This is a genomic window from Pseudoalteromonas sp. A22, from assembly GCF_018141345.1.
Taxonomy (GTDB): domain Bacteria; phylum Pseudomonadota; class Gammaproteobacteria; order Enterobacterales; family Alteromonadaceae; genus Pseudoalteromonas; species Pseudoalteromonas maricaloris.
The window spans coordinates 2,752,381-2,772,815 of sequence record NZ_CP047238.1; the positions used below are offsets into that span (position 1 = coordinate 2,752,381).

Annotated in this window: 20 protein-coding genes; 3 read left to right on the plus strand and 17 right to left on the minus strand. The window is 43.6% G+C overall.

What is annotated here, in order from left to right; translation table 11 throughout:
• Positions 1-244 precede the first annotated feature (244 nt).
• The 6 genes from GSF04_RS17210 to rluD form a co-directional block, all read right to left on the minus strand.
• The gene (locus GSF04_RS17210; protein ID WP_010606683.1) at positions 245-853 is read right to left on the minus strand and encodes a transglycosylase SLT domain-containing protein; all 609 of its coding nucleotides are present in this window, start codon (positions 851-853) and stop codon (positions 245-247) included.
• A 130-nt stretch (positions 854-983) separates the two neighbouring features.
• Entirely contained in the window at positions 984-2,561 is a 1,578-nt protein-coding gene (gshA, locus tag GSF04_RS17215) for a glutamate--cysteine ligase (protein WP_211858035.1), read from the minus strand.
• Positions 2,562-2,689: 128 nt separating this feature from the next.
• A complete protein-coding gene (locus GSF04_RS17220) occupies positions 2,690-3,625 on the minus strand; it encodes an NADP-dependent oxidoreductase (RefSeq protein ID WP_211858037.1) in 936 nt (311 codons plus the stop codon).
• 128 nt (positions 3,626-3,753) lie between these two features.
• Positions 3,754-6,327, minus strand: coding sequence for an ATP-dependent chaperone ClpB (gene clpB / locus GSF04_RS17225; RefSeq protein WP_211858043.1), 2,574 nt, complete (start codon positions 6,325-6,327; stop codon positions 3,754-3,756).
• A gap of 90 nt (positions 6,328-6,417) precedes the next feature.
• Positions 6,418-7,134: a peptidoglycan editing factor PgeF gene (gene pgeF, locus GSF04_RS17230; protein WP_211858045.1), complete on the minus strand. Its 717-nt coding sequence runs from the start codon at positions 7,132-7,134 to the stop codon at positions 6,418-6,420.
• A 1-nt stretch (position 7,135) separates the two neighbouring features.
• Positions 7,136-8,113, minus strand: coding sequence for a 23S rRNA pseudouridine(1911/1915/1917) synthase RluD (gene rluD / locus GSF04_RS17235; RefSeq protein WP_010371027.1), 978 nt, complete (start codon positions 8,111-8,113; stop codon positions 7,136-7,138).
• A 124-nt stretch (positions 8,114-8,237) separates the two neighbouring features.
• Here rluD and GSF04_RS17240 point away from each other — a divergent pair, with 124 nt between their 5' ends.
• The gene (locus GSF04_RS17240) at positions 8,238-9,002 is read left to right on the plus strand and encodes an outer membrane protein assembly factor BamD (protein WP_010371025.1); all 765 of its coding nucleotides are present in this window, start codon (positions 8,238-8,240) and stop codon (positions 9,000-9,002) included.
• A 218-nt stretch (positions 9,003-9,220) separates the two neighbouring features.
• Here GSF04_RS17240 and glnB read toward each other — a convergent pair whose 3' ends face one another.
• A complete protein-coding gene (gene glnB, locus GSF04_RS17245) occupies positions 9,221-9,559 on the minus strand; it encodes a nitrogen regulatory protein P-II (RefSeq protein WP_010371023.1) in 339 nt (112 codons plus the stop codon).
• A 68-nt stretch (positions 9,560-9,627) separates the two neighbouring features.
• Here glnB and GSF04_RS17250 point away from each other — a divergent pair, with 68 nt between their 5' ends.
• Entirely contained in the window at positions 9,628-10,233 is a 606-nt protein-coding gene (locus tag GSF04_RS17250; RefSeq protein WP_211858047.1) for a GspH/FimT family pseudopilin, read from the plus strand.
• Positions 10,234-10,332: 99 nt separating this feature from the next.
• A complete protein-coding gene (locus tag GSF04_RS17255) occupies positions 10,333-10,839 on the plus strand; it encodes a GspH/FimT family pseudopilin (RefSeq protein ID WP_249122408.1) in 507 nt (168 codons plus the stop codon).
• Between the two features lie 312 nt (positions 10,840-11,151).
• Here the strand turns inward: GSF04_RS17255 and GSF04_RS17260 are convergent, their stop codons facing one another.
• The 10 genes from GSF04_RS17260 to lspA form a co-directional block, all read right to left on the minus strand.
• On the minus strand, positions 11,152-11,589 hold the full coding sequence (locus GSF04_RS17260) for a type IV pilin protein (protein ID WP_039496964.1): 438 nt from the start codon (positions 11,587-11,589) through the stop codon (positions 11,152-11,154).
• Positions 11,576-14,710: a PilC/PilY family type IV pilus protein gene (locus GSF04_RS17265; protein ID WP_211858049.1), complete on the minus strand. Its 3,135-nt coding sequence runs from the start codon at positions 14,708-14,710 to the stop codon at positions 11,576-11,578. Before GSF04_RS17265 ends, GSF04_RS17260 begins: the two co-directional genes overlap by 14 nt.
• A gap of 22 nt (positions 14,711-14,732) precedes the next feature.
• Positions 14,733-15,194 (minus strand): type IV fimbrial biogenesis protein PilX, encoded by a 462-nt coding sequence (locus GSF04_RS17270; RefSeq protein ID WP_039496960.1) that lies wholly within the window; start codon positions 15,192-15,194, stop codon positions 14,733-14,735.
• The gene (locus tag GSF04_RS17275; protein ID WP_130125991.1) at positions 15,182-16,189 is read right to left on the minus strand and encodes a PilW family protein; all 1,008 of its coding nucleotides are present in this window, start codon (positions 16,187-16,189) and stop codon (positions 15,182-15,184) included. Before GSF04_RS17275 ends, GSF04_RS17270 begins: the two co-directional genes overlap by 13 nt.
• Positions 16,186-16,740 (minus strand): type IV pilus modification protein PilV, encoded by a 555-nt coding sequence (gene pilV, locus GSF04_RS17280; RefSeq protein ID WP_045990204.1) that lies wholly within the window; start codon positions 16,738-16,740, stop codon positions 16,186-16,188. The genes GSF04_RS17275 and pilV overlap by 4 nt, the downstream gene beginning before the upstream one ends.
• Before the next feature lie 117 nt (positions 16,741-16,857).
• Positions 16,858-17,544 (minus strand): LytTR family DNA-binding domain-containing protein, encoded by a 687-nt coding sequence (locus GSF04_RS17285; protein WP_211858051.1) that lies wholly within the window; start codon positions 17,542-17,544, stop codon positions 16,858-16,860.
• Positions 17,541-18,545, minus strand: a complete 1,005-nt coding sequence (locus tag GSF04_RS17290) for a histidine kinase (RefSeq protein ID WP_211858053.1) — start codon at positions 18,543-18,545, stop codon at positions 17,541-17,543. The genes GSF04_RS17285 and GSF04_RS17290 overlap by 4 nt, the downstream gene beginning before the upstream one ends.
• Before the next feature lie 13 nt (positions 18,546-18,558).
• The gene (gene ispH, locus GSF04_RS17295) at positions 18,559-19,488 is read right to left on the minus strand and encodes a 4-hydroxy-3-methylbut-2-enyl diphosphate reductase (RefSeq protein ID WP_039496951.1); all 930 of its coding nucleotides are present in this window, start codon (positions 19,486-19,488) and stop codon (positions 18,559-18,561) included.
• Positions 19,488-19,928, minus strand: coding sequence for an FKBP-type peptidyl-prolyl cis-trans isomerase (fkpB, locus tag GSF04_RS17300; protein ID WP_010370993.1), 441 nt, complete (start codon positions 19,926-19,928; stop codon positions 19,488-19,490). Before fkpB ends, ispH begins: the two co-directional genes overlap by 1 nt.
• Positions 19,925-20,428: a signal peptidase II gene (gene lspA, locus GSF04_RS17305; protein WP_039496949.1), complete on the minus strand. Its 504-nt coding sequence runs from the start codon at positions 20,426-20,428 to the stop codon at positions 19,925-19,927. The genes fkpB and lspA overlap by 4 nt, the downstream gene beginning before the upstream one ends.
• Positions 20,429-20,435 lie beyond the last annotated feature (7 nt).

Consider the following 20,435-nt stretch of genomic DNA (forward strand, 5'->3'; position numbering starts at 1 on the left):
ATTTACGCACCAATAGCTTGCTATTGGAAGTGAATTCAACGCAGTTAGCGCTAAAACTGGCTGCTAGAAAGGCATTAATTATCCGCAGCTCAGGTTATTTAGTTGTTCTAAGTGAGAAATTTTTAACGCAGTTAGCGTCAGATTTGATCCTTCAAATTGAGCAAGCATTAAGTCTAATTGGTATAACTCTTAAGTAAGTAAAACTAAACTCAATTGCGGTGTTGAAAGTAACACCGCAATTTACTCAAGAAAAAATTCTCTCGAACCAGTTCTTATCTAAATCATCTTCACAGCGTTTAAGTTGAACGGCATAGCGCGCAGCACGATGCTTTACCTTATTTGCGACTTGCATTAACCATTTCTTATTTTTATAAGTACCACGACGATAACCGCCCCAGCCTTCATGATAATTGAGGTATTGTGCGTAAGCGTCCCATTTAGACACGCCGTTTACCTTGTGAGTTTTGTATACGAACCAAGCCATAAAGTCGATGGCGTCTTCAAAGTCATCGCGATCTGCACCTGAGTTTCCAGTTTCACGAATATAATCAGACCAGGTCGGAGTTTTGGCTTGAGAGTAGCCATAAGCAGAGCTCACTCTGCCAACAGGAATAAACCACAGGAAATACTCCATAGGCGGAGCCGCATCATGCCGAAAAGAACTTTCTTGATACATCATGCTCATCAGTACATGCTTTGGTGAGCCCCACTTTTCTTGAGCATCACGAGCGTCATAGTACCAATCTTCTTTTTCCTCAAAAATCTTACAAATATCATGAGGTTGTTTAGGTGGTGCAGTAGCACATCCGGATAAAACAGCGACGAGGCTAATTAAAATTAATTTTTTTTGCATTTTTTTCGAAACCTAATGAACTTTTACAATTTGCATTGGTCTGAACTTATGAATGCGGCAGTTTAGCATTGTTTCATCCCTGAAATTTATTTGCGCAGCCTTATGGCTGCGCTTTTTTATGCCTTGTGCATTATGCCCTTGAAAAATAATCGTCAAGGAAAGCCGTGAAGTCTACCGTATCCGCAGCTCTAACCACAGCCTCATCTTCGAAAGACTGACGTGCAAATGACTTCAGCGTATCTTCATCGTAATAACCGTATTTGATATCTTGATGAAGTTGCTTATATTTTTTCGCAAGTTCAATGCCCATTGAGCCTTGTTCTAAGGTACGACTCTTCAGTTGAGATAGCAACTGCCCAGAAAAAGTAAGTGCAGGTGTTTCAATTGACAACATTAATTTTTCCACTGTTGCCACATAAACTGATTTTTCGGTACTCGCATCTAACATTTTTGCGACTTTGAGTAAATCTGTAAAAATCTCTGTGCCCCACTGCTTCACACTCACAGGCTCACCCGCTTTACTCAGTTCAAGTGCTGTGCAGCGACCTTGGTTAACCACCTGATGTAAATTCTTACCAGCGAGCTTCTGCGCTTCAAACGAAAGCTCAGGGCTTGGCTTTAGCAAACAATAGGTTAAGAACACATCGAGGAAGTGGATTTGCTCAAGACTGACACCGGTATGCTCGAATGGGTTAACATCCAGCGCACGAATTTCGATATATTCGATACCACCACGTTCAAGTGCCTGAGTCGGCGTTTCACCAGACTTGGCATTGCGCTTTGGTCTAATTGGCGAGTAGAACTCATTTTCAATTTGTAAAATGTTGCGATTCAGCTGTTTTGGCTCTGCTGCTCGATAATCTGGAATTTCATGATATAAGTCGGAGCGACAACGAATGGCTTGTCGCAAGCCTGCAATATACTCATCCAGATCGTTATACATCACCTTAAGCGAGCTTTGTGCGCTATTGGTATAACCTAAATCACCCAGTCTAAGCGCCGTGCCATATTCAAGGTAGATGGAGCCATTTTCTAGTTTACTAAATGGCAAGTCGCTCTTTTTGCCTTGCAAAAATGACGGACAAAGCGCAGGAGATGCACCAAACAGGTAGCTTATCAGCCACATTTCACGTTTGAAATTACGAATTAGGCCTAAATACTGCTGGGAGATAAATGATTGTTGAGGGTTATCATCTTCAGACATCACTTGCAGACTTTGCCAAACGGACTCTGGAAACGAAATATTGAAGTGCACACCCGCAATGGCCTGCATCATGCTGCCATAACGGTTTTTTAGCCCTTCACGATATAGCGTTTTCATTTTGCCGATATTAGAGGTGCCAAACTGTGCTAGGACAATATCTTCTTCGTCCTCAATAAAGCATGGCATCGACAAAGGCCACAGTAACTCATCATCCATGTTAGCCAAAGTAAACTTCTGTAGATCAGAAAGTTGCGCTAATGTCTCTTGTGGGTCTTCACTCACAGGGGTGATAAATTCGAGTAGCGACTCAGAAAAATCAGTGGTGATATGACCATTGGTCAGTGCGTGGCCCGTCTTTTCTGGATGCGGTGTTTTCGCTATTTTTCCCGACCCTTGGATCCGCAATGCCTCACGTTCGATACCTCTTTTGATACCTTTGAAAACGCCGCGATGCGCGCCGTCAGACAATAAGTCCAGCTTAGTGTTTAAGTCTAATTGTTTCAAAAATTCTTCCTCGAACCTACAGGCCAATTTCAAGTTTATGGGGTCGAAACCAAATTATACCAAGTGTATTCATTAAATGAGTGATTTAAACCGAGCAATCAATTTAAATATGGCTACTTTTAGTACACTTAGGCCTTAATAATAACTTTGCCAACATGCTTACCACTTTCCATACAGTGATGAGCCTGCGCAATATCCGCCATAGCAAAGTAATGACTTACATTTATGCTGATTTTGCCAGCTTGGTACGCCTGATACAAATATTTAAGATCGCCTAAATTACTCGCAACCAACATCCCCTCAGCCTTTACACCCCTTGTCGTGGCTCGCTCACAGACGATTTCTTTGGTGACGCTGGGAATAGTCACTAGGTGCGAATCCGGCTTCATCGAGTCGACACACTGTAATGCAATATCGCCACCAATTAAGTCCAGTAAATCGCACTCAACTTGGTGCTGATAAAATTCGTTATAACTAATGGCCGTTACCTTGAGCTTCGACAGCAATTCGTGCTCAGGGCGGTTCGAGACAGCGATGACTTTTCGCCCTTGGAGCTGTGCTAGTTGAATTGCTAAATGCCCCACGCCACCAGTTGGTGCCAATACATAGAGTGGACGATTATGATTCGAAAATTTATCTAGCGCTTGTTTTGCCGTAAGACCCGCAAGACAAAGACCTGCAATATCTGGATTTTCTTGCAAAGAAATCTTGATGAGCTCTGACTCAAGCGCCACCACATAATCACTATAGGTTCCGGGGTTACTTGCAAACCCAATCATACCGATGACAAGGTCGCCTACTTTAAATTGATTATCTGGGCCATAAACCTCAACCACCTCACCATACAGATCATATCCGAGCGGCAAAAAGGCATCTGCGCCTTTTTGCGCTGCAACATAACCAAGGCCTTGTCTGGTTTTCACTTCAATAGGATTTATGCTGGTACTGTTTACTTTTATGCGCACTAGGCCTGAAGTAAGTGCTGGCAAAGAAATGGTGGTACTACACAGCTGATTGCTATCACCAAATTCGTAGATGCCGTAAGTGGTTGAGTTATTTATCATATGTGGCGTTCTTAGAAGACAGTTTGTTATCTTTGTAGAATACGCGAAAGGGTAAGGAGTTTGAAGAAATTTACAGTATGTGAAGGAAAAACGCTCTTACAGTATAACTGTAAGAGCGTTTAGCTACATTAGTGATTGAACACTATCTGGTCGTCGACAACCTCGACTTTAATGGTATCGCCAGTCACAAACTTACCTTGTAACAAGTCCTGCGCCAACGGGTTTTCAATGTATTGTTGCACGGCTCGTTTTAGAGGACGGGCACCATATACAGGATCAAATCCGCTTGCAGCGATTTTATCAAGCGCGGCGTCACTGAGCTCAAGCGCAAAGCCTTTTTCAGTTAAGCGTTTACTCAATCTGTCTAATTGAATACTCGCAATTTCTTTAATATGTTCATTGATAAGCGGGTGGAACACCACAGTTTCATCAATACGGTTAATAAATTCAGGTCTAAACTGACTAGCGAGCACGCCCATAACACGCTCTTTGAGTGTCGCGTAGTCGTTATTTCCTGCTTGCTCTTGAATGACATCCGACCCTAAATTCGAGGTCATGATGATCACCGCGTTTTTAAAATCAACCGTGCGACCTTGACCATCAGTCAAGCGACCATCGTCCAAGACCTGCAATAAGATGTTAAATACATCTGGATGCGCCTTTTCCACTTCATCAAGTAAAATCACAGAATAAGGACGACGCCTTACCGCTTCTGTCAAATAGCCACCTTCTTCGTAGCCGACATAACCAGGAGGTGCACCAACCAAGCGCGCAACTGAGTGTTTTTCCATAAACTCGGACATATCAATGCGCACCATGGCATCTTCCGTATCAAACATAAAGTTGGCTAACGCTTTGGTCAGCTCCGTTTTACCAACCCCTGTTGGACCTAAGAACAAGAACGAACCAATTGGGCGATTTGGGTCTGCAAGCCCAGCTCGTGAGCGACGGATAGCGTTGGCAACCGCATTAACGGCTTCGTCTTGCCCAATCACTTTTTTATGGAGCTCGTCTTCCATTTGCAGTAACTTTTCACGCTCACCTTGAAGCATTTTTGCTACCGGGATCCCAGTCCAGCGAGATAAAATTTCTGCAATTTCATCTTCACCAACCTGATTTTTTAAAAGGCTCATTTCCTGCATTTCAGCCTGAGAAGCAAGGTCTAGCTTTCGCTCAAGCTCAGGGATCCGACCGTATTGTAGTTCGGACATACGTTGCAAATCACTTGCTCGACGCGCGACTTCTAGATCTAAACGCGCTTGCTCAAGCTCAGCCTTAATCACTTGTGTGCCTTGTAGTGAGGCTTTTTCGGCATTCCACACTTCATCAAGCTCTCGATACTCAGCTTCTAATTCATTGATGAGCGTTTGCATCTCAGTACGACGCTTTTGACTCGCTTCATCTTTCTCTTTTGCCAGCGCGTTATCTTCCAATTTTAGTTGGATAATACGGCGCTCTAGTCTGTCTAATTGCTCCGGCTTTGAGTCAATTTGCAGCCGAATTGAAGACCCTGCTTCGTCTATCAAATCGATAGCTTTATCTGGAAGCTGCCGATCTGAGATATAACGATGTGATAAATTAGCCGCAGCGACAATCGCAGGATCGGTAATATCCACCGAGTGGTGCAATTCGTAACGCTCTTTTAAGCCACGTAGGATCGCGATGGTGTCCTCTACGGTTGGCTCTGCAACAAATACTTTTTGGAAACGACGCTCAAGTGCCGCGTCCTTTTCAATATACTGACGATACTCATCAAGCGTGGTCGCCCCTACACAGTGAAGCTCACCACGTGCGAGTGCGGGTTTTAGCATGTTGCCAGCATCCATTGCACCGTCGGTTTTGCCCGCCCCCACCATAGTATGGATTTCATCAATAAAGAGAATAACTTGGCCTTCTTCTTTAGCCAGCTCATTTAATACCGACTTCAGGCGCTCTTCAAACTCACCACGGTATTTGGCTCCTGCCACCAATGCTCCCATATCTAGCGATAGTACGCGCTTACTTTTCAAACCTTCAGGAACTTCACCGTTGATAATACGCTGCGCGAGCCCCTCAACAATGGCGGTTTTACCAACGCCCGGTTCACCGATAAGTACAGGGTTGTTTTTAGTACGGCGCTGTAGCACTTGAATAGTGCGGCGAATTTCGTCGTCACGGCCAATAACCGGATCAAGCTTACCTTGCTCAGCACGCTCAGTGAGATCGATGGTAAATTTCTCAAGAGCTTGGCGAGTGTCTTCGGCATTAGGGTCATCCACTTTTTGACCCCCTCGAATAGCCTTAATGGCTTGCTCGATCTTTGGCTGGGTGATGTTAAGCGCTTTGAAAATCTCGCCTAATGGGCCTTTATCTTCGCACGCAGCAAAAACAAATAACTCGCTGGAGATATATTTATCTTTACGCTTTTGTGCATATTTATCACACAGATTGATCACTGAAATAAGGTTATTTGAAAGCTGTACATCACCACCTACACCTTCTACTTTAAATAGCTTTTCAATGGCTTGTGACAACTTAGTATTAAGCTCGTCGGCGCTCACACCTGCTTGTGCTAATAATGCGCGCACACTCGAGCCGCTCTGTTGGAGCAAAGCATACATTAAATGAACAGGTTCAATAAATTGGTGATCGCGCCCAAGCGCTAATGACTGCGCATCGGAAAGCGCAGCTTGGAATTTGCTTGTAAATCTATCTAAACGCATGATTTATTTACCCATATAAAATATCGAATTACCTTATTTATGGGTATTAACTGAACGAAGATCAAGCGTAAAAGTAATAATTTACCCTGATTATTTGCGCCAAATCAAAGTTGCCATACGGCCCGTTGTTTTATCTCTACGATAGGAAAAATACTGCTCGGACATAGTTACTGTACAGTGTTTATCGCCGTAAAAATCCTTTACACCTTGCTCGCGTAATAACGATTGTGCAAGCTCGAAAATATCCGCAAGATATTTACCGTCTTTTTTAGCAACAAATGCCGTATTTCGTTGCGCCTCAAAAGCCTGTACTACGTCTTCACCCACCTCGAATGCACTAGGCCCAATCGCAGGGCCAAACCAAACACAGATCTCTTCAGGTGCACAGTTAAACTTAGCCAGTGTTTGCGAGATAATTCCAGCAGCGAGAGGCTTCCAACCACCATGGATAGCGGCCACCTCTTCACCATCTTTTGATGCAAGCAGAATGGGTAAGCAGTCTGCTGTCATGATAGCCAGTGGTGTTTGACGCAATCGAGTGTATAAGGCATCGGCGTGATGGACCTGCGCGATTTCAAACTGCTCGTCGACCACCACCACTTCTGCGCCATGCACTTGCTCAAGCCATACAATCGGGTTGGCCACATAGCCGTGTAAAATTCGGCGATTTTCGGCTACATGTTCAGCATTATCACCAACATGAAAGGCTAGGTTAAAGCTGTCATACGGCGGTGCAGAAACACCGCCCTTGCGCGTTGTTGATAATGTCCCAACGAATTGGGTTAATGGCCACTGAGCAAGTTGCATCTTATAACGTTAAATCCGGGTTTTCTTTGGTATCTTCTCTGAGCGCTGCCACCAATTTAATCATATCTTCAGGCACAGGCGCTTCCCATGTCATCTTCTCGCCAGTAATCGGGTGAGCGATACTCAGTTTTATCGCATGCAATGCCTGACGTTTAAACTCTCTTAATTGCTCGGTTAATCCTTGAGTCGCATTTCTTGGTGGACGAGGACGGCCGCCATAGAGCTGATCGCCAATTAGTGGGTGATTCAAATACGCCATGTGTACACGAATTTGGTGCGTTCTACCGGTTTCTAGGCGCAGGCGCAGGCGCGTGTGTGCTCGAAACTTTTCAGCAACACGGTAATGAGTGATAGCTGGCTTACCCATCTCATGGACTGCCATATGTGTACGCTTGGTTGCGTGACGACCGATTGGCTTTTCAATCATGCCACCTGCCGTCATCGTGCCATTACAGACAGCTTCGTATTCACGTGTGAAGTTTTCACGCGCTTGTAGATTCTTCACCAAGTGCGTTTGTGCTTGAATAGTTTTCGCCACGACCATTAGACCAGTAGTGTCTTTGTCTAGACGGTGTACGATACCAGCACGAGGCACGTTAATGATTTCTGGATGATGGTGCAGCAGAGCATTTAACACAGTGCCATCTGGGTTACCGGCACCGGGGTGAACCACCAGCCCCATCGGCTTGTTTATCACAAGAATGTCATCATCTTCGTAAACAATGTCTAACTCTATATCTTGCGCTTCGTATTCACGTTGTGCTTCTATAACCGTCTCGATAGCGACACTTTCACCACCAAGTAACTTTTCACGAGGGGTGTTGAATACTTCACCATCTACGGTGACTTTATCTTCAAGGATCCAAGTTTTTATTCTTGAACGAGAAAAATCCGGGAACAATTGCGCCAATATTTGGTCTAGACGTTTACCACCGAGTTCGACTGGAACCTCCGCTTGGAGGGAAATTTGCTCTGACATCTGAAACTTTACCTAATTTACCAGTGCAAGCCGTGCTCGACTGGGTTAGAATCGTAATTAATGCATAGTTTACTCGGTTTTGCCGAGTTGGCCTAGCCGAAGAAAACAAAGGTAGTAAAATAAAATGATTAAAAACTTAAGGACACACGCCTTTAGGCTGGCGTTAGCCGCGTCTGTTTTGGGTTTGGCAGCCTGTTCATCCGCACCAGAACAAGAAGATATTGAACGCGTACCAAACAAATCCGCCCAAGCGCTTTATGAAGATGCTAAACAAACATTAGATTCCGGTTTATATGCCCGCGCCATTGAATTATTGGGCGCGATTAATGCTCGTTACCCGTTTGGCCCTTATGCAAGACAAGTTCAAATGGACTTAGTCTATGCATATTATCAAACAGGTAACACTGACCAAGCTCTTGCCACTATTGATCGTTTTATTCGCTTAAATCCAAATCATAAAGACCTAGACTACATGTACTACATGCGAGGCCTGGTAAGTATTAAAGCTGACGAAAACGCATTCCAAGAATATTTTGGTGTCGACAGAGCCGACCGCGATGCCAATCGCACCCGCGTTGCTTTTCAGGATTTAACCACGTTAGTTAAAAACTATCCAAACAGTCCGTATGCACCAGAGGCTAAAAAACGCTTAGTATGGTTACTAAACAAAATGGCTCGTTACGAACTGAGAGTCGCTGAATATTACTTCGAGCGTGAAGCATATCTTGCCGCAGCAAACCGTGGTAAATATGTAGTAGAGCACTACTCTCAAAGTAGTTATCTGACCCAAGCTTTTGACATTATGGAAAAAAGCTACCGCAAACTCGGCCTGCCAGACCTTGCAGATAACGTGAAAAAAGCCAAATCGGTTAACGCACGTAACAAATAAATAGAGTGCTAAGTCACGATATCACCGATGTCGTGACTTCTCTCCCAGCAGTGCTCGCCTTCAAGCATTCTACAGCAGTAAAAAATACTTGTTTCCTGTACATAGACATCAGCCGTCAGCGTATTTTATTTGATTGTAGTTGTAATAAGGAAGGAATTAGGCTGCCCATAATAGAAGGTAAGCAGCCTTAAAAGGTAAGCATTTGACTTAACAGCGTATTAAATCGCTTCTTCGTCCTCTTCACCTGTACGGATCCGAACCACACGCTCAACATCGGTCACAAAGATTTTACCGTCACCAATTTTGCCCGTTTGCGCAGTTTTTAGGATAACTTCAATGGCTCTATCAACGTCTTCATCTGCGGTAACAATATCAAGCTTTACTTTAGGCAAGAAATCTACCATATATTCAGCACCGCGATATAACTCAGTATGACCTTTCTGACGACCAAAACCTTTTACTTCACATACCGTCATACCTGTGATCCCCACATCCGAAAGCGCTTCTCGGACATCATCAAGTTTAAACGGTTTAATTATTGCTTCTATTTTCTTCATGACTATCTCGATTCCTTTGGTATAGCGTCGATTTTAGACAATCCGCTTGCCCAAGGCAAACAAAGACATTGAAAGTTGAAGTGATTTCACGCAATAATATTAATCATAAATTATTACTTTTTGGTTGTGAGGCGGTAATGAAACAATCAGCAGGATTCAATCTACTAGAACTGATGATAACCATCGCTATATTGGCTATCGTATTGGCCATTTCATTTAGCTTTGATGGCAACCTGCTGCAACGCAACCGAGCAGAGTCCTTCTTACAAGAATTACAGCGCAATATCGCTTTTGCTCGTGTAAAAGCAACCGCCGCAGACGAAATTGTCATTTTATGCCCAGCTCCCCCAGCCAATATTCAAGCTAGGAGTTCATTTACTTGCCAAGATAATTGGGCAACGAACAGAATTAGCGTGTTTGTTGATAGTGATAAAAATGGCACATTTAGTAATGGTGATACTATCCATAGAACGATGGAGGTCGTAGACGATAACGACACTATGGTATTTTCTGGTGACAATCGTCTAAGGTTTGATTCAAGTGGACTCTTAAGTGGTTCAAACGCTGGCAATTTTACCTATTGTCCAGGTAGTGACGACAACAATCAGCAGTTGAGTGTTTCAACTGCTGGCACAGCATTATATCGAGGAAATACAACAGATACCTGTGGATAACCACAAAAGTACTGATGCGCAAAATATCTCAAAGTTCCAATCTTGCCTTTAATATATAAACGACTAGGCTTAAAGAAAATATAAAACGAGGCAAAGGATATGCATCGTCATATGGGTTTTTCCCTATTGGAATCTTTAGTGTGTTTGGCGATTATCACCATCGTCAGTTTATTTTCTCTTCCCAGTCTTACGACTTTATTTCAGTTTGATAAACCAAAAATAAAACTAGAAGCGTTGCGACGAGCCATTAATTTTGCTCGCATTCAGGCCGTTGCAAGTGGTGCAACCGTTACTTTATGCCCACTGAAAAACAATCGCTGCGACGACAAAGAATGGCACACTCAGTTAACGGTTTTTATCGACTACCACCCTCAAGGTGAGTTTTCAGGCGATGATTATAAATTAGCGGTTGTGGACGCAGTAGACTCAGGTGACAAGCTCACCTACCCAAGAAACGCCATTATATTTCGCCGCTTTGGCCATCTCGCGGGACTCTATAACGGTACTTTTGTCTATTGTAACGCAAGTTCTACCGTGGGGTTGTCGTTGTCAGTTAGCTATACTGGGAGAAGCACTCTAAAAGATACTGATGAGTGTCAAAAGTAAATAACCTAAGCTTCGGATAATTAATGCCTTTCTAGCAGCCAGTTTTTGCGCTAACAGCGTTGAATTCACTTCCAATAGCCCGCTATTGGTACGTAAATTCGCCTTGCCTACAGGGATGTAGGTACCTTAGCGAGAACAGGACACGGAAGCGGTGTTAATCCCAAAACTTTCTGGCTAGATAGGGAAATAATTTAATGTAATATTAAAAACAATGAATTAGCTCATTCCTTATCCAAACCTCAGGTTAAATAACCTAAGCTCGGGGATAGTTAGTATGAATACAAAGGGGAGTTAGCTACTCCCCCCCGAAAATTAACGTTCCCAGCACCTATCTATAGCGTCTTGATCCGTTGTCCCAGTAACACCACGAACCCCAAGTTCATCAATAGTTAAAGCTGGGCACTGTTCATCGCCTCGAACCGGCCCTGCTACGGCTGTTGCAACGATTCTAAAGGTATCTGCAGTAACGTTTTCAAGTGTTACATTGAAATAACCATTTTCCGTTGCCGTCGCTACACCGATTGCCGCTAGATTATCGCTGTAAACTCTATTATCAACAAAAAACTGCTCTTGCTTATTCGCGGCATCAAGTAACAAAGTCATGGCATCAGCCCTTGCCCCTCTTCTCACATACTCAGTGTAATTAGGGTACGCAATCGCAGAGAGAATACCGATGATCACCACCACTATCATTACTTCTATCAAGGTAAAACCTGATATTGCTTTGTCTAGGGTACTATTTCTTCTCATCGCTATCTTCCCTCTTATAAATGTAAAGTTGTCTTGTTCTGATACCCGAAGTTTTATTTTTAAAGATAATAACCTTGTCGTCATCTCCCACAACTGGCACTGGTTCCCCTGGTATTCCCGGCGGTACAAATGGATTGCTGCCATCAGCTATAATCCCAGGGCCTGCGATATAAGGAACTCTTTTGCCCTTTTCATCTTTGCGTACAACTAGAGTCGGCGTATCCGGTAAATCCTGTGAAGTAACATAAGTTTTACCTGTACCATAATGTAAATGGAACATGTAAAGCTGCCCTTTACCACCTGTTAATGTGCATTGTTGGGTTGTCTGATCTGCTGGTGTAAATGAAGTAAAGTATGCGACTCCTCCAATAACAGTAGCTCCAGAGAGCGACTTTTCGCCCCCTGATAACTGATACTTCCAGCCATTAAACTTAGCCAGCTCTACTTCTAGTTCAATAAAGTCGTCAATATTGTCTACAGCATTCCCAAATGGATCGTTCTTCATTTCCATTAAATCAGAAATTAATATAGGGTCTGGAATGTCATTTACAAATGACTGAGTCTTCGTATGTATGTCCCTAATCATGAAAAGGTAGTCAGTCACACTTGAATCTGTCGGCTTAGAGCGATTACCACTACCAATAACAATGGCATCAAACGGCGTATCTCTGCGCTCTTTAATCAAATTCCCGTTATATCTAGTCTCTGTTACCTTACTATAAAAAGTACGAGCAATATTTGGACGATAAAAAAAGCGTCTATCCTCATCAGCAAAGCTACTCCCCAAACGCGCCAACTCAAAATGAGTCCAAGGCTCAGTACTATCAGATGGGTTTGGACCGGGTATATCAATTCTCCAGATACTCCCTGCGGTATCCGCTAAATAAATTCTATCAATATAGCCATCGTAATCTGAGTCCGTTAACGTTGGCTCCGCAACAATACTGTGCTTACCTTTAAACGCATCTCCAGTGAGCGACCAAACGATATCAGCATTGTTTGACATGATATCAACCATGTAAATCCCTACGCCTTTATCATTATCATCGCTACGCGAAACATTGTCTTTATTGGTATTGTATCCTGCTGCAAAAACCAATACCGGTCTATCCTTTTGCTTTTCAATGAAAGTCACCACGGGCTTGGACCACGTTTGCCCCAAGTTCTTAAACTTGTTTGAATCACCGGAAATAGGCCCACCCCACAATAGTTTGGGTGAATCTGGATTGGTAATATCAAAGCCATAGTATTTATTGCCGCCGCGGCGCATTCCCACAAAGGCCCAAACCTTATCACCCGCTTCCACCTTACGATTTTTATTCACATCGTGAAAGTACACAGTAATAGGTCCATCTAAGCCATACAGTTTCGTTTCTGCTTTACGTGTTTTGACTGGATTCAGGATAGGTAATAAAGAACCTGGGATAAATGCCCAGCTTTCAGTTACGCTATTACCTTGATCTTTAAACATATGAAGCATGCCGGCGTTGGTGCCAATGAGCACGCGAATATCGCCATTGCCATAGTCGACCGTTGCAGGCTTTGAGTGTAGGGGATCGGCGAATATGTCTGGCCTTCTTTCAGATCTCAAACCGTCATCATCATCATCGTCGACGTCTTGACCTATCGCCCAATTAAAAATACTTTGTATCTCACTTTTACTTGCACCGCTTAACTCCATTGCTGTGGCAAGTTTAGTTAAATTACCATAGGCACTTTCGGCGTTATTATAGGTGAAATCAACTAAATCACCGCCACCAAAATCAGACAGTACTTTTCTAGTAACCTGATTTTCAAGCGCATAGTTAACTCCTCCTTTTTCAATATTGTTGCCATCTTTTGATTCCGCTTGCGACCAATATGTTGTGATATTGCTATCAATCGCACCTTTATCATTTATCGCTTTAGTCAGTTCCTGACCTACTATCTCTGTGCCCACAAACTTAAGCTTTTTCAGGTTGCCACGCCAGCGAGTATGTGTCTCTGGTTTAAACTGAGTGTAATAAAGTGCATCACCTGTTTGGGTTTGATCTTCAGCATTGGCGGACACCGTTGGTGAACTAAAACTTGCACTCACATTTCTGATATTGGTAATCGTGGTTTTGAGTACATCCGACAGTTCATTTGCGGTATTGGCGTGCAGGTATTGCCCCCCTCCTTCCTTAGCAGTTTCCGCAAGCAACTCTTTACCTGTATTAGACATACCGTTACCAAAGCCGATCGTAAAGACTCGCGCAAAGTCATGTTCATCTGGAGTAGAAGGATATAAGTCAACTTTAATTTGAGACGTACCGCGCATTGTTTTGGCCAAAGCTGGTAAATAGTTTTTGGTAACACCAGAGCCTTCATTAATGTCGAAATAATTAGGGTAGGCGCCGTACACTGAGTAATATTCATTAACGATACTTGTGTTAGAGTCAGTATCACTGGTAGGGTCGCCATCCGTCATTAAAATTAAGTTGATTGACGTATCACACCGCTCTTCTTCGCCACGCACGGGGGTAAATGCAGAAATATAGTTGCTCCCACGTTCAATCCCTTTATCCCTATCGTTTCCGCCATTGGTCCCCCAATATACGCCGCCACCTTTAAGATAGTTATATAACTCCCAAAGCGTTTCTGACAATGGTGTCGAGCCATTTGCAGGCAATGCGTTGATCTTATCCACAATATCGCTGCGAGTGCTGCCGATGCCGTTTAGAATATAGCCCCCACTTGCTGAATAAAGCCGAGATAAGCCAAACCTAATATCGTCATTATCATTAACTAAACTGCGCATGGCGTTTTTTGCAACTTTTAGGCGGCTATCCGCGCAGCCCTGAACCGCTTGATTATATTGGTTCGCTTGATAACAGTTACTGCCATTAAAACACTCTGTTTCTCGGTAGCCGTATCGCGTTTCATAGTACCAGCCATTCCAAACACGATATGAATAACGCTCATAACACGCCTTACCATTTTGAGAGTCCCACGCCATACTGCCTGATGTATCGAACAGCATCAGTACCCGAGGTTGCTCACGAGTAGAAACATTATGTTTAACATAAAGCTCAATGTCTTCCGCTTGAGCGGTTTGTGATAGCGCTATTAATGCAACTATCGTGTATATTAACTTATTCATATCAGTTACTCGAAAAAGGCTGTTAATTTGAAACGCTCACAATTTCCTGACCAATTCCCATCACTATGGTGACGTTGTGACGTCCCCTATCACCATATTCCACAGTGGCTTCGACTTCCGTCATGTTGCACACAAACCCCTCTGTATAGTCGTATTGACGTGGACAAAACAGCTCTAGCTCACCATTATTTAGGTTAGTCACAGTGGCTTGTAGGCCATTAGGCGTTTGTACTGTTGTGCCTTCGTCTGCTAACTGCTGCCTTGAACGCAAAAAAATATTGTCCGGACGCGGCTGCTCTTGCTGAATTAATCTTTGCATTTCACCAAAGAGTAAGCTTTCAGCTTCTTCTCGTTCCATGACGGCATGGGTCATTTTTATATCCAACGTACTGGTACTCATTAACGTTACTGCAACCGCCATTATGGCGACTACCATGACCATCGCCATGATCAGTACTACACCCCGTTGCTTTACATTTCCCATGCTGAGCCTCCCATGTTGTACATTGATATTGTGGTTGAAAATACGGTACGTCTAATGGCATCGTTATAAGTCAACGTCCTTTTATTAGGGTCATTCCCTAATACGTAAGATCGCGACTGTACCCCAAAGTCAACATCCGGTTCTAGCACCCTTACCAATACAAACAGCTGTAGGGATAAGATGCCTCTTGTAGCGCCCCAGTCAGCATCGGACATATTTGTTGTATTTCTATATCTATCCACTCGGCCGTCAAAATTGGTATCTAAACCAAAAACAAAACGAATTTGTTCAACGCCTTCGATCACTAATTCATCCTTCATACCACCGTTTACATGTAGCCTTTGCCTTCTTAGAACGGGGATAGTAATAGTACGATTATTAATTACCTGCTGCTCTTCACTCACATAATATACATGGTGACTATATGGCCAAAGTGTCGCATTCACGCTTGGCATGTTGCCAACATTGCCACCTGCAATAAATTCGGCTTGCTCTTGCTGTGCAATAAAATAATACCTAGTTGATTGGATAGCACCTGCGTCTGGCACAAGACCTGTTACCTCTACAGGACTCCCTTCCAGAAACTTCACCTGTAACACTTCTGATTGTGGTCGAGCTTTAGTTATGCATCCCATTGCCGTTGCATTTGTTGTGAATGTTGCCCAAATAGGCCTGAAATTAGCAGGCTCATTGTTCGGAAAACTACCATTGTTTATCCCACCAGAGCAGTCACTTCCTGGGTTAGCTGGAGCGGCTTGATTATCATCCGTGAAACCTTGATCGTAAAAAGTCCCCCAAAAGCCAACTTGCTCGATATCCCGCCGCATAATGGAAAGCGCTAAACGTCCTTTCTCTTGTAGCTCTCCAATACTCATGGTGTCGTTGGTCGTCGCTTTCATACCGACATAAGTAGCAATGACGCCGCCTAACAACAATACGCCGATAAACATGGCGATCATGAGTTCTAACAATGTAAAACCTCGGATTTTGTTCACGGCTGACTCCTTAACAAGACAAAAGTTTCCATTACAACTGCACGCCGTCTATCGTCTTCAACACCACACCCGGCTGCTGGATTATTTTCCAAAGCGGTCATTGCCTGACGCCCTCGCCAAGTGACAATAACCTGCACATTTACCCCAGATGGAGTGGCACCTGCGGTTGGATTAATACACACAATCGCGTTATCCAACGAACCCGTATTTTCCCTTGCTCTTATCGCTTGACGCCAATTAGCAATATCTGTTTTCGCAAGCGTTTCTGCATTACAGCGCTGTGTATAACACGTGGTGTTTGCCTGTACATCTTCGGTGCTATTAAAGTCAACATCGTAAAGTGTGGTTATATTTGCCGCATCATTTGTTCTTATTCTGTGCATGATGTCACTGGCAAGCTCTACCGCAGCGGCTCGCTGCATAGAATCAAAACTTGCTTGTTTAGCTTTTGCTTGTAATGCCACAGCACCAAGCAGTCCAAAGCTTAAAATCATAAACGCAATAAGCACTTCTAACAGTGTGAAGCCATGTTGCTTTAGCGAAATATGCATATCTCAACCAGAATTCAATTGTCCTAGCCTCAGTGTAAGCCGTCGTCTTTGAAACTCAATATGGGATAGTATGAAAGGTCTATTGAGGCGATAAACGGTTTATTCACCGCTTAACACTCAAAATAATGTTTTTAGTTGGGTGTAAGCTCTACGGCTAACTTCATAGCGATTGGGCAGCGACTTGAGGCAAACGTAGTGCTTTTGTTCATGTAGTTCTAAAGCAGAAATTTCTGTTCGCTTAACTAATGTACTGCGATGGATTTGAATAAAATGTGTTGGAAACTTATCTAACAGTGACTTGAGTGATATGTCAATTAGTGCTTGTAGGCCGGAATTCAAGGTTACTCGCGTATATTTTTCATCCGCCTCGGCAACAATAACATCCGAAACCTGAACGTAACGCAACTCACTGCCAACGTAATAGCCTAGCGTCTCCATACTCGGAAAGATAGTAGTTAATAAAGCATCTAGCTTATCACTATCTAGTGGCTTCACTAGATAACCATTGGCGTGCAGTTCAAATGCTTCTAACGCATATTCCGGATGCGCTGTTAGAAACACGATTTTCATCCTCGGAAATTGCAGGCGTAATTGGCTCGCAAGCTCAACACCTGACTGACCCGGCATCGAAATATCAAGAAAAATTAGCTGCACAGACTCCTGCTTTAGTAGCGCTTCCACACCGTCAGCGCAGTCAACTTCACCGATACAACGAAAGCCTACGTGCTTTTGCATTAATCGCTTAACGCGAGCTCTTGCCAACGGCTCATCATCCACAATAAGGTAAGATATTACTGTTTTCATAGCGGTAGCGAAAAACTGACGGTATAGCTATCTTGACTGGCTTCAGTTTTAAAATCAATGGGCTGATTGTAGTGTAAAGCCAAGCGGCGTCTGATGTTACTTATCCCAATGCCATGTCCTTGGTGCGTCGGCTTTAATTTTGCGTCATAGCTGTTAAAAATTACCACCGCTAAGGTGCGTTTACTACAGTGAATATAAATACGAATATCCGCTCCATTTGGGTTTGGCTCTACCCCATGGCTAACCGCGTTCTCCACCAATGGCTGTAATATCAACGCAGGGATCAAAACATCTCCCAAGACATTGTCTAACTCCCACTCTACCCTCAAACGCTCTGCAAAGCGCCACTGCTCAAGTGCTAAATACGCTTTGCATAAAGATATTTCACTTTCCAGCGGAACAATATTTTGTGTGGACATCGCAGCGCGAGATAAATCGGCAAGGGCTAATGCTGACTTTTCTGCTGCATTTGGATCGATATGAGTCAATTCGGCCACGGTATTGAGTGAGTTATATAAAAAGTGCGGCCGAATTCTCGCATGTAACGCTTCAAGCTCCGCTTGAGATAGCGCTTTCACCTTACGAATATTATCGGTAAAGATAGCTAAGAAATGCGCGAAAAGTGTGATAATGCAAAGACATATTGCGATGTTACGCCATAAGCTCAATTCAATTTTTGCCTCATCAATCCAACCGAGCAGTGTAAAACCATAGGGAAAAGCCGTACTAGTGACAACAGTACAAAGCACGAAGACAGAAATGAGAATACCTGCTTCAACTAGATCTGAGCGCTTCTCAACAGCGTGGCGCACAATCGCTATCACGGCAAGTGATAAAAAGGCAGTGAAATGAATAAATAAGCTGCTTAATCCAAGGGATTGCCAAAACGCAGTCGCGGAAATCAGCGTATATAAAAAGGCTAGGATTTGCGAGGCAACTAGCAATGCTAGCACACCTCGCTCACTCAATAGTGCAGACAACAACCTGATACGCGGTGTCATCGTGCTAACTCTCTTATCTGAGTTCTACTGGTACGGCAAACACGACATTTTCTTCTTGTCCAGGGTTCTCAACTACCGTTTCCCCACCAAGTTCTTTAAGTCGAGTGATAACCTGTTGAACCAACACTTCAGGTGCAGATGCGCCGGCAGTTACACCTACCTTTGCAACCCCATCGAACCAAGTTTCTTCGATGGAAGAGGCATCATCGATAAGAAATGCCTTAGTGCCCATTTTATCCGCAAGTTCTCTTAAGCGGTTAGAGTTAGAACTATTTTTCGCACCCACCACAAGCAATAAATCAACTTTGTCCGCTAAGTCGCGAACTGCATCTTGGCGGTTTTGCGTAGCATAACAAATATCATCTTTTCGAGGACCACTGATGTTCGGAAACTTGCTACGCAGTGCGTCAATTACATCCGCAGTGTCATCTACCGATAATGTTGTTTGACTGCAATAGAACACATTGTCAGCATCTTTCACTTCGAGTGCTGCTACATCCTCTGGTTTTTCAACGAGATAAATACCACCATTCGGATTGTCATACTGACCCATAGTACCCTCAACTTCAGGGTGCCCATGGTGCCCAATCAAAATACACTCAGTACCTCTGCGGCTAGCACGCGTCACTTCCATATGCACCTTTGTCACTAACGGACAAGTTGCATCAAAGACTTTTAACTCTCGGCGCTTCGCTTCATTGCGTACTTGCTGAGAAACACCATGCGCGCTGAAAATAACAATACTGTCGTCTGGCACTTCATTTAGCTCTTCAACGAATACCGCACCACGAGACTTCAGGCCATCAACAACGTATTTGTTATGAACAACTTCATGGCGAACGTAAATAGGCGCTTCGAAAATATCGAGTGCACGCTCAACAATGCTGATCGCTCTATCTACACCTGCACAGAATCCTCTCGGGTTTGCCAGCAAGATATCCATTAGTTATTTACCTCAAGAATTTCAACTTCAAACGTTACTTTTTGGCCTGCAAGCGGGTGATTGAAATCGACAGTTACCGAGTCGCCGGCTACTTCTCGGATCAATCCAGGTAAGTCAGTACCATCAGGTTGCGTAAATGCAATGATGCTACCTACTTGAGCGGGGGTTTCTGCACCAAACTTGCTTCTATCAACATAATAGATGTTATCAGGGTTTGGTTGTCCAAACGCGTCTTCTGGCTCTAGCTCAAAAGATTTTTCATCGCCTGCTTTTAACCCAAGCAAACACTTTTCAAAATTTTCCGTCAGGCTGCCATCACCCATAAATAGCTTAGCGGGTTTATTATGAACTTTGGTAGAATCTGCTGCTGAACCGTCTGATAACTTGATTGAAAAATGGAACAAGACTTCAGACTTTGCTCCAATTAGTTGCTCACTCACGCATTTTTCTCCTGTGGTTTATCGCCACTGGTAAAGGCATCGAAAATTAATAGTGCAGCACCGCCGACAATCGCCATGTCTGCCACATTAAACGCTGGATAATGCCAATCCTGATAATAGAAATGTAGGAAGTCAATCACGTAACCATGAATGATACGGTCGTATAAATTTCCTACAGCACCACCTAATACCATTGCATAGGCCAATCCCAACTTCCAATTTGATGCCGGCAATTTACGTAGCCAAAAAATCAGTAAAGTGCTAATCGCCACGGCGATACCACTTAAAAAGTAACGCTGCCAGCCACCTGCTTCACTTAGGAAGCTAAAAGCCGCACCATAGTTATGCATATAGGTGAGATTGAAAATAGGCAAAATATCAATGGACTCATAGAGTTCCATTTCAGCCATAACCAGTGCTTTGGTGAAGTAGTCTACTGCAAAAAGCAGTAGACTAAGCCACAACCACACCAGACCACTTTTCTGTGTAGTTTGTGTCACGTTTTAC

Coding starts and splice junctions, on each gene's coding strand:
- glnB (WP_010371023.1), bottom strand. CDS start 9,559: ATGAAGAAAATAGAAGCAATAATTAAACCGTTTAAACTTGATGATGTC.
- clpB (WP_211858043.1), bottom strand. CDS start 6,327: ATGCGTTTAGATAGATTTACAAGCAAATTCCAAGCTGCGCTTTCCGAT.
- GSF04_RS17285 (WP_211858051.1), bottom strand. CDS start 17,544: ATGAAAACAGTAATATCTTACCTTATTGTGGATGATGAGCCGTTGGCA.
- rluD (WP_010371027.1), bottom strand. CDS start 8,113: ATGTCAGAGCAAATTTCCCTCCAAGCGGAGGTTCCAGTCGAACTCGGT.
- pgeF (WP_211858045.1), bottom strand. CDS start 7,134: ATGCAACTTGCTCAGTGGCCATTAACCCAATTCGTTGGGACATTATCA.
- GSF04_RS17220 (WP_211858037.1), bottom strand. CDS start 3,625: ATGATAAATAACTCAACCACTTACGGCATCTACGAATTTGGTGATAGC.
- GSF04_RS17240 (WP_010371025.1), top strand. CDS start 8,238: ATGATTAAAAACTTAAGGACACACGCCTTTAGGCTGGCGTTAGCCGCG.
- GSF04_RS17255 (WP_249122408.1), top strand. CDS start 10,333: ATGCATCGTCATATGGGTTTTTCCCTATTGGAATCTTTAGTGTGTTTG.
- ispH (WP_039496951.1), bottom strand. CDS start 19,488: ATGGATATCTTGCTGGCAAACCCGAGAGGATTCTGTGCAGGTGTAGAT.
- GSF04_RS17270 (WP_039496960.1), bottom strand. CDS start 15,194: ATGGGAAATGTAAAGCAACGGGGTGTAGTACTGATCATGGCGATGGTC.
- pilV (WP_045990204.1), bottom strand. CDS start 16,740: ATGCATATTTCGCTAAAGCAACATGGCTTCACACTGTTAGAAGTGCTT.
- GSF04_RS17260 (WP_039496964.1), bottom strand. CDS start 11,589: ATGAGAAGAAATAGTACCCTAGACAAAGCAATATCAGGTTTTACCTTG.
- GSF04_RS17210 (WP_010606683.1), bottom strand. CDS start 853: ATGCAAAAAAAATTAATTTTAATTAGCCTCGTCGCTGTTTTATCCGGA.
- GSF04_RS17290 (WP_211858053.1), bottom strand. CDS start 18,545: ATGACACCGCGTATCAGGTTGTTGTCTGCACTATTGAGTGAGCGAGGT.
- GSF04_RS17265 (WP_211858049.1), bottom strand. CDS start 14,710: ATGAATAAGTTAATATACACGATAGTTGCATTAATAGCGCTATCACAA.